The organism is Halorubrum salipaludis (assembly GCF_002286985.1).
GTDB classification, from domain to species: Archaea; Halobacteriota; Halobacteria; order Halobacteriales; family Haloferacaceae; genus Halorubrum; species Halorubrum salipaludis.
This window is the reverse complement of sequence record NZ_NSKC01000004.1, coordinates 25138-37760: the sequence shown is the minus strand read 5'-3', so window position 1 is coordinate 37760 and position 12623 is coordinate 25138. Positions and strand designations below refer to the sequence as shown.

Genomic DNA, 12623 nt, shown 5'->3' with positions numbered 1-12623 from the left:
GACCAGCCACCTTTTTACGTGCTTCAAGTGTGTATCGATGTAAGAATGGCCGATCCGAAGGAGACGATCACGATAGAGAACGTCGTTGCCTCCACGGGGATCGGGCAGGAGCTCGATCTCCAGAGCGTCGCCATGGACCTCGAGGGCGCGGACTACGACCCGGAGCAGTTCCCCGGGCTCGTCTACCGCACCACGGACCCGAAGTCGGCCGCGCTGATCTTCCGGTCGGGGAAGATCGTCTGTACGGGCGCGAACTCCATCGAGGCCGTCCACGAGAGCCTCGACCTGGTGTTCGACGAGCTCCGCAAGCTCCAGATCCCGATCGAGGACCCCGAGATCACGGTCCAGAACATCGTCACCTCCGCCGACCTCGGCGAGAGCCTGAACCTCAACGCGATCGCGATCGGGCTCGGCTTGGAACACATCGAGTACGAGCCGGAGCAGTTCCCCGGCCTCGTCTACCGGATCGACGAGCCCGACGTGGTCGCGCTTTTGTTCGGCAGCGGGAAGCTCGTCGTCACCGGCGGGACGAGCCCCGACGACGCCGCGGCCGCCGTCGACGTGATCGTCGAGGAACTCGACGGCCTCGGCCTGCTGGCGTAGCGGTCGGCGCGCTCTCCGTCCCCTTTCCTCCCCGCTTCTTTACTTCCCTCTGCTTTACTTCCCTCTGTTTTTCCCCTCTACTCTCCTTCCCGTGCCGATTCCGCGACCACTTTTACCCGCCGTCCCGTAGGTCGCCCATGCTCCTGCAGACGGTGACGCCGATCACAGTTCTGGGGACGACGGTCGCGTTGGCGCTGTTTCTCTCCCTGACGGCACACCTCGCTGCGCGGAACGTCCTCGGCGACGTGGACCCGCGTCGTGCTCTTTATATCGGTCCGCTTCCGGCAGTCACCGCTATCGTTGGTGTCACGTATGCGCTACCGGAGGCCGTAGTTGTTCTCGTGGCACTCGTTCTCGATGGCGCCATGTTCGCGTGGAGCTACGACCAGCCGCGCCGACTTGTCGTCGGTATGACCGTGATCCACGCCGTGGTCACGACACTGCTCGGATTAGTGCTGTTCAGCGCCTCGCTCCTGCTTGCGACGATGCCCGGATGACCCCGCACTCGGGCGTGGCGTCGCCGCGGCTCTCGTAATAAGTCACGGCTCCGGCGGCGCCCCGTCGTACGCGTCGTGATCGCCGTAGAAGTTCAGCATCGCGAACTTCAGCTTCTCCGGGTCGAGATCGAGCAGCTCCCCGCGCTCCTCGGGTGGGAACGCGCCGCGGACGGAGTACTTCCCCATGTCCGCGGTCGTGTACCGCCGGTCCGCGAGGATCCGGACGCCGAAGTCCTCGGGGCCGCGGACGACCCGGCCGAGCGCCTGCCGCGTCTTGCGGATCGTCGGGATCTCGACCGCGTACGCCCAGCCGGGGTCGCGGGCGCGGTCGCGGTCGGCGAACGCCCGGTCGTAGGCGTCTTGGACCGCCTCCATCCGGTCGGAGAGGTGCGGGTACGGGACGCCGACGACCACCACGGTCCGGGCGTCGTCGCCGTCGAAGCTCACGCCCTCGGCGAGCGTCCCCCACAGGGAGGTAAAGAGGGTCGCGTCGTCGCTCTCGACGAACCGCCGGCGCAGGTCTTCCTCGTCTTCTCCCGGCCCGTCGAGGTAGAGGGTTCCGAGGCCGGCGCCTGCGAGCCCGGCGCCGGCGCCGGTGTCGCCCGCGCCGCCGGTCGACCCGCCGAGCCGCTCGTAGTAGCGCTCGGCCTCGGCGTAGGAGGGGAAGAAGGCGAGCGTGTTCCCCGGCGTGAAGCGGATCGCGTCACGCAGCAGCGACGCCACGGTCTCTTGGGTCGCCGGGTCGTTGCGCTCGGAGGCGAACAGCGGGGGCGTGTCGACCGCGAACGTCCGGCGGTTCTCCTCCGGGTACCCCATCTCGTACGCGAGCGACGCCACGTCCTCTAAGCCGAGCACGTCCTCGGTGACGTCGAAGGGGCGGAGCGTCGCGCTCATCAGCACCGAGGCGGCGACCTCGTCGAACAGCTCCCGGGTGACGCGGCGGGGGATGCAGGTGTACAGCTCCGCGCGGCCGTACACCTCCTCCGTGGCGCCGTCGCGGCGCACGGAGACGACCGGGTACTGGCCCAGCTCGGTCCCCTCCTCCATCCACGTCGAGACGAACCGGGCGACCTGCAGGGTCTGACACTCCGTGCGGGTCGTGGTCTCGCCCTCGCGGTAGCGCCGGTCGTACTCCTCGTCTAACGCCTGTCCGAGCTGGACCGCGAGCTCCGTCTCGGTGTCGATCCCCTTCCCCTCGTAGTTCCGGAGGAACGCGAGCGTGAGGTCGTCGCGGCGGTCGTCGTTGGCGACGGCGAGGTCCTCCCAGTTCTCGCCGACCGACTCGCGCTGGCCGGCACCGAGCGCGTCCTCGCGCGTCTCCACCAGCGCGTCGCGGAACGCGCGGACCACGTTCTCGGCGGGCTCGGCGCGGGAGTCGTCGCTCTCCGCGAGCTCGTCGAGGGCGGCGTCGAGCGTGTTCTCGGTGAGGGTGCGGGTGGCGTGGTCGCGGGCGGCGTCCTCGACGTTGTGGGCCTCGTCGAAGACGGTGATTATCTCCGAGGGGTCGCGGTCGATCCACCGGAAGAACTGTTCTCGAATCTGGGGGTCGAGCAGGTGGTGGTAGTTACACACCACCAGGTCGACCCCCTCCATCCCCTCCTTCAGCAGCTCGTAGCCGCACAGCTCGCGCTCGTCCGCGTACGCGTACACGTCCTCGGGAGTGCGAACGTCCTCGAACAGCCACCCGAAGAACTCGTCCGTGTCCTCGACGAGGTTGTTTCGGTAGTGGGCGCAGACGTTCGCGGTCTCGTACTCCTCGATCTCGGCTTCCAGCTCGTCAAGCTCCTCCATGACCGACTCGCGGGCCTCGGCGGCCCCCGCGTCGCCCTCGCGGCTCTCGGCCAGCAGCTCGCGCTGGCGGGCCTCCAGCTCGCGGACCTCGCTCTCCGTCTCGACCATCTCGCGGGTGGTGTCACGGAGGGTCTGACACTCCTGGTAGTCGACGTCGATGTGGCACATCGAGGACTTCCCCTTGAACACGACCGCGCGGATGGGCTCCTCGCGGGTGATCGCGCGGGCGTCCTCGACGAACTGCCGCATCTGCTGGTGGACGTTGGTCGTGATGACGACTGTGCGGTCGTGCTCGCGGGCGTGTTCCAGGGCGGGCACGAGCGCGGAGAGGGTCTTCCCCGTCCCGGGCGCGCCTTCGAACAGCACGTCCTGTCCGCGGTCCAGCGCGTTGGCGACCCTGTCCATCGCCTCGCGCTGGTTCGGGTACGGCTCCTCGTACGGGAAGAACCGCAGATGCGGCGCTTCTGACACGGGGGTGAGTTCGGCGTCACCGGCTAAAAGGGGTCGGGTGCCGGAGCGGAAGTGGTCGACAGGGGGAACGCCCCGGCGACGTCGTTTCAGCGATGATAACAGTTCTGGTCTTGTGCACCGTGAACACACGTTCCCGGAATTTATTACCGGTTCTCATCCGACCCACGACCTGCTATGGCGACCGAAACCGCGACGCCGACGGACGTATCGACGGACACCGCGAACTGGAAGGCCGGCGTGGCCGGCGGGCTGGTCGGCGGCCTCGTCTTCGGCGCGATGATGTCGATAATGACTCCCGGAGTCCTGCAGATGGGGATTCCGGCGATGTACGGCATCGAAGGCCCCGCCGGCACCGTCGGCTGGGCGATCCACGTGTCCCACGGCGCGGTCATCGGCGTCGGCTTCGCCGCAATCGGGGACCTGAAGCCGGATCTCGGCGGCTCGGTCGGAACGAGCCTCGGCGTCGGCGCGGGCTATGGCCTCCTCGTGTGGGCCGCGCTCGCGGTGATCGTGATGCCGATCTGGCTGGGCGCCGTCGGCTTCCCGGGGGCGCCGCCGCTGCCGAACGTCGGCGTCGAGAGCCTCGTCGGGCACGCCGTCTACGGGACGGTTCTCGGCGGCGTCTACGCGGCGCTCGCGAACTGAGGCCCGTAGTGCCCCGCTTTTTAACCCTCGGCGACGAGCACCGTAGCAACGAATGTTCGACGAGATCCTCGAGAAGTTCGAGGGGTCACCCAGCCAACAGGCCGTCATCCGGCTGTTCTTGGAGCGCGGCTTCTCCGTCAACGAGGAGGGACGGGTCGTCTCCGGCGGGATCGAGATCCCCTACACCGGGATCGCGCGCGAGCTCGACGTCGACCGGCGCGTCGTCGACTCGACGACGGACGCGATCCTGGCCGACCCGGAGCTGAAACGCATCTTCACCAACATCTCGTCGGTGCCGAGCCTGATGGACCTCGCCCCCGTACTGGATCTCACGGTGCTCACGATCGAGGTCGCGGCCGCCGACGAGGCCGGAATCGTCGCCGAGGTGACCGGTATCTTGGCGGACCACGACGTCTCGATCCGACAGGTGCTGAGCGAGGACCCGGAGTTCACTGACGACCCGAAGCTGTACGTGATCACCGACGCCGACGTCTCCGGCGACCTGCTCGTCGAGATCCGCGATCTGTCGTACGTCCGCCGCGTCGGGTTCTGAGTCGGCCAGGCGAGCCGGGTTCTGAGCCGGCCGGGTGAGCCGGGACGACCGCCGCCGGCGACCGGCGGGACCGATCAGTTCCGCCGCGGCGGCTCACCGCCGCGTCCGTACTGAGCCTTATATACGGAAGCGAGCCAGTCCGGAACGCCGTTCCCGCCGGATTTTCACTTTCACTCGGGTGTAAACCAGTCTTTATACGGGATGGCGAACAAGGGACGGGTACATGCCTGAAGACGAACTCGAGGACCTCCCCGGAGTCGGCCCCGCCACCGCAGACAAGCTCGTCGAGAACGGGTTCGAGAGCTATCAGTCGATAGCCGTCGCGAGCCCCGGCGAGATGTCGAACACGGCCGACATCGGCGAGTCTTCGGCCGCGGACATCATCAACGCCGCCCGCGACGCCGCCGACGTCGGCGGCTTCGAGACCGGCGCGAGCGTCCTGGAGCGCCGACAGGAGATCGGGAAGCTCTCGTGGCAGATCGACGAGGTCGACGACCTCCTCGGCGGCGGGATCGAGACGCAGTCGATCACCGAGGTGTACGGCGAGTTCGGGTCCGGCAAGTCGCAGGTGACCCACCAGATGGCGGTCAACGTCCAGCTCCTGCCGGAGAACGGCGGGCTCGACGGCGGCTGCATCTTCGTCGACACCGAGGACACGTTCCGTCCGGAGCGGATCGACGACATGGTCCGCGGCCTCGACGACGAGATCCTCGCCGAGGAGATGGAACGCCGCGAGATCGAGGGCACCCCGGACGACGAGGAGGCGATGGAGGCGCTGGTCGAGGCCTTCCTCGACCAGATCCACGTCGCGAAGGCGTTCAATTCCAACCACCAGATCCTGCTGGCCGAGAAGGCCAAGGAGCTCGCCGGCGAACACGAAGAGAGCGAGTGGCCGATCCGGATCGTCTGCGTCGACTCGCTGACGGCCCACTTCCGCGCGGAGTACGTCGGCCGGGGCGAGCTGGCCGAGCGACAGCAGAAGCTGAACAAACACCTCCACGACCTGATGCGGATCGGCGACCTGTTCAACACCGCCATCCTCGTCACGAACCAGGTCGCCTCTAACCCCGACTCCTACTTCGGCGACCCGACGCAGGCGATCGGCGGCAACATCCTCGGACACGCGTCCACGTTCCGGATCTACCTCCGCAAGTCGAAGGGGGACAAGCGGATCGTCCGGCTCGTCGACGCCCCGAACCTCGCCGACGGCGAGGCCGTGATGCGCGTGCAGGGCGAAGGCCTGAAGCCGGAGTAACGGGACACCGCTCGCGGATCGATCGGCCGAATTCGGCGGGAAATGCGAAAAATTCGCGGAGATCGGTCGATATCGTCCGTCCGGAATCCCCGGACGGGACGGCGGACTCGGGATCGGGTTGACAAACGTCATTTTCTCTGATCAGCCGCTGAGTCGCCCGATATCCGGACGGAGAGGGCAGATCGGTCGATTCGACCCGATCGGCGGGCCGGCAAGTATTTCCACTCTACACCGCGCACGGCGTTTTGCGCCCCGAAATCGCGGCCTGCGGCACTAAATGAAAATTAAACGACAAAACAAGCGTCCGATTTGAACGCAATGATTGCCAGATATCTCCCGACTATATGTCCTTATACAACACCAAGTTGGTCTAATATTGTACGTTTCTCGTATCATCAACCAAATTTATTGTGAAACTCAAGTCAAACGTTTATATATTCCCATTACCCCCTGTCGAAACGTGATTCAGCACATGAACACGAACGAAACGCGCTGTATGACGGACGAACGTTCACCCGAGGTGGTTGACGCGTGACGGCCGGCGTACTGGCGAGCATCGATCCGAGCGTGCTCGCCGAGGGCGTGAACCTGATGTGGGTCGCCGTGGTCTGTTTCCTCATCTTCTTCATGCACGCCGGCTTCGCGATGCTCGAGGCGGGGCAGGTGCGTGCGAAGAACGTGGCGAACCAGCTGACGAAGAACCTGCTCACGTGGAGCGTCGGCGTGCTCCTCTACTTCCTGGTCGGCTTCGGCGTCGAGGGGCTCGCCGCCGGCGGCGGCTTCTCGGCGGCGACCGCCCTCGGTGACGGCGGCTGGGTCAACAGCTGGCTGTTCGGCGCCGTCTTCGCGATGACGGCGGCGACGATCGTCTCCGGCGCGGTCGCCGGTCGCGCGAAGCTCCGCGCGTACGTGGCGTACACCATCGCCATCTCCGCGGTCATCTACCCCGTCGTCGCGGGGATCACGTGGGGCGGCGGCTTCCTCGGCGGGAGCGGCCTCGGTTTCACCGACTTCGCGGGCGGCATGATCGTCCACGGCATGGGCGGTATCGCCGGCCTCACGGCGGCGTACGTGCTCGGTCCGCGGATGGACCGCTACGCCGAGGACGGCACCACGAACGTCATCCCCGGTCACTCGATGACGTTCGCGGTGCTCGGCACGCTCATCCTCGCGTTCGGCTGGTACGGCTTCAACGTCGGCACGACCGCGACGGTGTTCGCGGTCGACGGCGGCGAACTCGTCTTGGACGGCTACGCCTCCGTCGGCCGCGTCTCGCTGGGCACGACGCTCGGCATGGCCGCCGGCGGCGTCGGCGCCGCGCTCGCCTCCGTGGCGCTCTCGAAGAAGGTCGACACGCTGTACGTCGCGAACGGACTGCTAGCGGGGCTCGTCGGCGTCACCGGTATCGCGAACCTCGTCACCTGGTGGGGCGCCATCGCGGTCGGGCTCCTCTGCGGGCTCCAGCTCCCGCTGGTCTTCGAGTTCGTCTCGGACACGCTGAAGATCGACGACGTCTGCGCGGTGTTCCCGGTCCACGGCTCCGCGGGCGTCCTCGGCGTGCTCGCGCTGCCGTTCGTGCACATCAACGGGTTCTCGGCCGACCTGCTCGTCTCGCAGGTGATCGGCGTGGTCGTCATCAGCGCCTGGACCGTGGTCGCGACCGCGCTCGTCTTCGGCGCCTTCAAGGCGGCCGGCCAGGCCCGCGTCACCCCCGAACACGAGCGCGACGGCCTCGACGTCAGCGAACACGGCGTCGAGACGTACCCCGAGTTCGGCAAGGCCAACGTGGCGACCGACGGCGGCCCCTCGGTCGTCGACACGACCGAGAGCCCCGACGGTACCCCGCGCGCCGACGGCGGCGAGGAGGCGGGCACGGAGATCAAGATGGTCACCGCGGTCGTCCGCCCCGACAAGCTCGGCGCGATCAAGCAGGCGCTCGCGGAGGTCAACGCGCCCTCGCTGACGGTGACGAACGTCTCCGGCCGCGGCAGCCAGCCCGCGAAGACCGGGCAGTGGCGCGGCGAGGAGTTCACGGTCGACCTCCACCAGAAGGTGAAGATCGACGTGGTCGTCGCCGACATCCCGGCCGACGAGGTCGCGGACGCGATCGCCGACGCCGCGAAGACCGGCGAGCCCGGCGACGGCAAGGTGTTCATCATGCCCGTCGAGGACGCGCTGCAGGTCCGCACGGGCGAGACCGGTCCGGAGGCGGTGTAAGCCGGCCACCGGACCGACACCGAACCGGCGAGGAATCGACCGACTGACCGATCGCTTTTCCGGGACGCCGACGGCCGAGCGGCGGCGCCGACTCGGCAACTACTTTCACCCCTCAAACCCTACCGCCGGCCATGAACCACGAGCGCTCGCGCGGACTGTACGACCGCGCGCTGTCGGTCATGCCGGGCGGCGTCAACTCCTCGGTCCGGGCGACGATGCCGCACCCGTTCTTTATCGAGCGCGGCGACGGCGGGCACGTGATCGACGCCGACGGGAACCGGTACGTCGACTGGGTGATGGGGTACGGCCCCCTCCTGTACGGCCACGACCTCCCGGAGCCGGTCGAGGCGGCGATCCAGTCACACGTCGCCGCGGGGCCGATGTACGGCGCGCCCACCGAGATCGAGGTCGAACACGCGGAGTTCGTGGCGCGACACGTCCCGAGCGTCGAGTCGATCCGGTTCGTCAACTCCGGGACGGAGGCGACCGTCTCGGCGGTTCGGCTCGCGCGCGGGCACACCGGCCGCGACAAGATCGTCGTCATGCAGGGCGGCTACCACGGCGCGCAGGAGTCGACGCTCGTCGAGGGATCGGCCGACGACCCCCACCCGTCGACGAAGGGGATCCCCGAGGAGTTCGCCGAGCACACCCTCCCGATCCCCTTCAACGACCCGCAGGCGGCCAAGGAGGTGTTCGCCGAACACGGCGACGACATCGCGGCGGTCCTCGTCGAGCCGATCTTAGCTAACATGGGCATCGTCACTCCGATCGACGGCTACCACGAGATCCTGCGCGACCTCTGTGACGACCACGGCTCGCTTTTGGTCTTCGACGAGGTGATCACCGGGTTCCGCGTGGGGGGGCTCGGCTGCGCGCAGTCGAAGTTCGGCGTCACCCCGGACGTGACCACGTTCGGGAAGATCATCGGGGGCGGCTTCCCGGTCGGCGCCATCGGCGGGAAAGCCGAGATAATCGAGGAGTTCACGCCCGCGGGCGACGTGTTCCAGTCCGGAACCTTCTCCGGGCACCCGGTGACGATGGCCGCGGGGAAGGCGACGCTGGAGTACGCCGCCGAGAACGGCGTGTACGAGCACGTCAACCGCCTCGGGCGGAAGCTCCGCGAGGGGATCGCCGAGATCTGCGCCGAGCGCGCGCCCGAGTACACCGTCGTCGGTACCGACTCGATGTTCAAGACGATCTTCACCCGCGAGGCGCCGGACGACCCGGACGCCTGCTGTACGGACGGCTGTCGGCAGGATCCCGACTGCGACCGCTACGACAGCTGTCCGAAAACCGGCGCCGACGTGGCTCGCGCCGCCACCGACCGGTGGGAGCGCGTGTTCTGGCAGGAGATGAAAGACCGGGGCGTGTTCCTCACGGCCAACCAGTTCGAGTGTCAGTTCACCTCCTATGCGCACACGGAGGAGGATGTCGAGGAGACGCTGGCGGCGTACCGGGAGGCGCTGTAAGCGCCGGCGGCGTGTAGGAAAGTCGGAAAGCGCCGTGACCGACGTTTTCGGGCGGCAAACGTTGCGATCGCCCGTCAGGTGCGGAATCTTTTTATACGGAAACTTGGGTAGGTACACGTGATGACCGCGGAGGCTCGTCTCGACGCCGCCCTCATCCGAGGCCGACGAGCCCCGCGACCGCGACGAGGCGTCCGACCGCCGCGACCGGCTTCCGGCGCGGCGCGACGACCGGCCCCTTCGGGCCAGTAATTTCCTCCCTCGTCGCGTTCGCGCCGTACCGTTCCGGAGAGTGACAGCTACGTCGTCGAATAGCGTCGCCGCCGCCACTTACTTACAGGATCTAAACCGGTGAATTTAAGGGTTAGAGTCCATTCTACTCCGGTAATGGCAACCGTTGCACTCGCGTTCAGTGGGGGACTCGACACGACAGTCTGCGTGCCGCTGTTGAAAGAGGAGTACGGCTACGACGAGGTCATCGGCGTCAACGTCGACGTCGGGCAGCCGACCGAGGAGTTCGACGAGGCGGAGGAGACCGCGGAGGCGCTCGGGCTCGACATCCACGTCGTCGACGCCAAAGAGGAGTTCGCGGACCTCTGTTACGACGCGGTGAAGGCGAACGCGACGTATCAGGGCTACCCGCTCGGCACCGCCCTCGCGCGCCCCGTCATCGCCGAGGCGATCCTCGGCGTCGCCGAGGAGCAGGGCTGTGACGCCATCGCGCACGGCTGCACCGGGAAGGGGAACGACCAGCTCCGGTTCGAGGCCGTCTGGCGCGGCTCCGATCTGGAAGTGATCGCCCCCGTGCGCGAGCTCGGGCTCACCCGCGAGTGGGAGATCGACTACGCGGCCGAGAAGGACCTGCCCGTCGAGGCCGGCGACGGCGGCGTCTGGTCCATCGACGAGAACATCTGGTCGCGCGCGGTCGAGGGCGGGAAGCTGGAGGACCCGAACTACGAGCCGCCGGAGGACATCTACGAGTGGACCGCGGAGCCGGAAGGCGAGACGACCATCGAGGTCGCCTTCGAGGAGGGCGTCCCGGTCGCCGTCGACGGCGAGGAGATGGACCCCGTCTCGCTCATCCAGCACCTCAACGAGTACGCCGGGGGCTACGGGATCGGCCGCACCGACGTGATGGAGGACCGCATGCTCGGGCTGAAGGTGCGCGAGAACTACGAGCACCCGGCCGCGACCGTCCTGCTGACGGCCCACCAGGCGCTCGAGGACCTCGTCCTGACGAAGAACGAGCGCTCCTTCAAGAAGGGGATCGAGCAGGAGTGGTCTGAGAAGGCGTACCAGGGGCTCGTGTTCGCGCCGGTCGTCGACGCGCTGAACGCGTTCGTCGACGAGACGCAGGACGTGGTGACCGGCACCGCGACGGTGAAGGTCTCCGGCGGCAACTGCCGCGTCGTCGCCCGCGACTCCGAGTACGCCGTCTACTCCGAGGAGATGGCCTCGTTCAACACCGAGGACGTGGCCGGCATCGCCCAGGAGGACGCCACGGGCGTCGCGAAGTACCACGGGCTCCAGGAGCGTCTCGCCAACGACGTGAAGGCGAACGTCTCGAAGCCTGAGCTCGCGACGGACGGGAGCGGAATCGACGACGAGTCCGAATAAATGACCGACGACGACCCCGGCACGGCCGTCCGCCGCGACCGCTTCAGCGGCGGCCCCGCCCGCGGGTTCCTGTCGAGCCTCGCCGCCGACGCGGCGATCTTCGAGGCCGACCTCGCGGTCGACCGCGCGCACACGGTGATGCTCGCCGAGCAGGGGATCGTCGACAGCGCGGTCGCCGGCGAGATCCTCGCCGCCCTCGACGACGTGGAGGCGGCCGGCCACGGCGACCTGCCAGACGGCGAGGACGTTCACGAGGCGATCGAGACGGCGGTCATCGATCGGATCGGCCCGGACGGCGGCCGGATGCACACCGCCCGCTCGCGCAACGACGAGGTGGCGACCTGCATCCGGTACCGCCTGCGCGAGGACCTGCTCGCGGCCGCCGAGGCCACGCTAACGCTCCGCGAGGCGCTCGTCGAGGTCGCGAGCGAGCACACCGAGACCGCGATGCCCGGCTACACGCACCTCCAGCCGGCCCAGCCGACGACGGTCGCGCACTACCTGCTCTCCTACGAGGGCGGGGTCGCCCGCGACACCGAGCGCCTGCTCGACGCGTACGACCGGGTCAATCGGTCGCCGCTGGGCGCCGCGGCGTTCGCGGGGACGCCCTTCGATATCGACCGCGACCGCACCGCGGAGCTGCTCGGGTTCGACGGGACGGTCCGGAACTCGACGGACGCGGCGTCCGCGCGCGACTTCCTCGCGGAGGGGTCGACCGCGTGCGCGACGCTCGCGACGACGCTGTCGGGGCTCGCGGAGGATCTTATCCTCTTCTCGAACAAGGGGTTCGTGGAGCTGTCGGACGCCTACTCCTCGACCTCCTCGATCATGCCCCAGAAGAAGAACCCCGACACGCTGGAGCTGACCCGCGGCGTCGCCGGCGACGCGATCGGCGAGGCGACCGGCACCCTGAGCCTGCTGAAGGGGCTCCCCCGCGCCTACAACCGTGACCTCCAGCGCGCCCACGCGGGCGTGTTCGAGATCGCCGACGACGTGCGCGAGGCGACCGCGGTCGCCGCGGGCGCGGTCGCGACCGCCGACTGGAACGAGGCCGCGCTCGCGGACGCCGCGGGCGAGGAATTCTCGACGGCGACGGGCGTCGCCGACCTGCTCGCGATGGGCGGAATGCCCTTCCGCACCGCCCACGAGATCGTCGCGACCGCCGCCGAGACCGTCTCCGACGCCGACTCGCCGGCGGCCGCGGCCGCAAAAGTTGACGAGGCCACTCGAAAGGTGACGGGCGAGCCCCTCTCGGCGCACGTGAGCCGCGAGGACGTGGAGTCTGCGCTCGACCCCGCAGCCAGCGTCGCGAGCCGCGACTCCGCCGGCGGGCCCGCCCCCGAGGCGGTCGCCGACGAGCTCGCGACCGCCGAGGCGGGGATCGAGGCCGACCACGCGGCGCTTGCCGACGAGCGGGAGTCGCTCGCGGCGGCGGCGGCGCTGCTGGACGCGGAGGTGGACTCATATGCGTGAGTCGCCGGTGCGCGTCCGCGACCCGACGACCGCCG

At 68.3% G+C, this 12623-nt stretch carries 10 protein-coding genes; 9 read left to right on the top strand and 1 reads right to left on the bottom strand.

Features of this window, described 5'->3' with window-relative positions; translation table 11 throughout:
* The first annotated feature begins 45 nt into the window (after positions 1-45).
* Entirely contained in the window at positions 46-603 is a 558-nt protein-coding gene (locus tag CK500_RS08215; protein ID WP_008005776.1) for a TATA-box-binding protein, read from the top strand.
* A 137-nt stretch (positions 604-740) separates the two neighbouring features.
* Positions 741-1100, top strand: coding sequence for a DUF7473 family protein (locus CK500_RS08210; RefSeq protein ID WP_095636761.1), 360 nt, complete (start codon positions 741-743; stop codon positions 1098-1100).
* Positions 1101-1142: 42 nt separating this feature from the next.
* Here the strand turns inward: CK500_RS08210 and CK500_RS08205 are convergent, their stop codons facing one another.
* Positions 1143-3362, bottom strand: coding sequence for an ATP-dependent DNA helicase (locus tag CK500_RS08205; RefSeq protein WP_095636760.1), 2220 nt, complete (start codon positions 3360-3362; stop codon positions 1143-1145).
* A gap of 174 nt (positions 3363-3536) precedes the next feature.
* Here CK500_RS08205 and CK500_RS08200 point away from each other — a divergent pair, with 174 nt between their 5' ends.
* The 7 genes from CK500_RS08200 (at position 3537) to argH (ending at position 12588) form a co-directional block, all read left to right on the top strand.
* Positions 3537-4007 (top strand): histidine kinase, encoded by a 471-nt coding sequence (locus CK500_RS08200; RefSeq protein WP_095636759.1) that lies wholly within the window; start codon positions 3537-3539, stop codon positions 4005-4007.
* A 52-nt stretch (positions 4008-4059) separates the two neighbouring features.
* Positions 4060-4560 carry an ACT domain-containing protein gene (locus tag CK500_RS08195; protein ID WP_095636758.1) on the top strand — a complete coding sequence of 167 codons (501 nt, stop codon included), beginning with the start codon at positions 4060-4062 and terminating at the stop codon, positions 4558-4560.
* A 223-nt stretch (positions 4561-4783) separates the two neighbouring features.
* On the top strand, positions 4784-5815 hold the full coding sequence (radA, locus tag CK500_RS08190) for a DNA repair and recombination protein RadA (RefSeq protein WP_095636757.1): 1032 nt from the start codon (positions 4784-4786) through the stop codon (positions 5813-5815).
* A gap of 531 nt (positions 5816-6346) precedes the next feature.
* Positions 6347-8032 (top strand): ammonium transporter, encoded by a 1686-nt coding sequence (locus tag CK500_RS08185; RefSeq protein ID WP_095636756.1) that lies wholly within the window; start codon positions 6347-6349, stop codon positions 8030-8032.
* A 131-nt stretch (positions 8033-8163) separates the two neighbouring features.
* On the top strand, positions 8164-9501 hold the full coding sequence (gene hemL / locus CK500_RS08180) for a glutamate-1-semialdehyde 2,1-aminomutase (protein ID WP_095636755.1): 1338 nt from the start codon (positions 8164-8166) through the stop codon (positions 9499-9501).
* A gap of 384 nt (positions 9502-9885) precedes the next feature.
* A complete protein-coding gene (locus CK500_RS08175) occupies positions 9886-11115 on the top strand; it encodes an argininosuccinate synthase (RefSeq protein WP_095636754.1) in 1230 nt (409 codons plus the stop codon).
* Positions 11116-12588 (top strand): argininosuccinate lyase, encoded by a 1473-nt coding sequence (gene argH, locus CK500_RS08170; protein WP_095636753.1) that lies wholly within the window; start codon positions 11116-11118, stop codon positions 12586-12588.
* Positions 12589-12623: the final 35 nt, after the last annotated feature.

Excerpts from the sequence above, each read along its gene's own strand:
- CK500_RS08215 (WP_008005776.1), top strand. The coding sequence starts at position 46 with ATGGCCGATCCGAAGGAGACGATCACGATAGAGAACGTCGTTGCCTCC.
- CK500_RS08210 (WP_095636761.1), top strand. The coding sequence starts at position 741 with ATGCTCCTGCAGACGGTGACGCCGATCACAGTTCTGGGGACGACGGTC.
- CK500_RS08200 (WP_095636759.1), top strand. The coding sequence starts at position 3,537 with ATGGCGACCGAAACCGCGACGCCGACGGACGTATCGACGGACACCGCG.
- CK500_RS08195 (WP_095636758.1), top strand. The coding sequence starts at position 4,060 with ATGTTCGACGAGATCCTCGAGAAGTTCGAGGGGTCACCCAGCCAACAG.
- radA (WP_095636757.1), top strand. The coding sequence starts at position 4,784 with ATGCCTGAAGACGAACTCGAGGACCTCCCCGGAGTCGGCCCCGCCACC.
- hemL (WP_095636755.1), top strand. The coding sequence starts at position 8,164 with ATGAACCACGAGCGCTCGCGCGGACTGTACGACCGCGCGCTGTCGGTC.
- CK500_RS08175 (WP_095636754.1), top strand. The coding sequence starts at position 9,886 with ATGGCAACCGTTGCACTCGCGTTCAGTGGGGGACTCGACACGACAGTC.
- argH (WP_095636753.1), top strand. The coding sequence starts at position 11,116 with ATGACCGACGACGACCCCGGCACGGCCGTCCGCCGCGACCGCTTCAGC.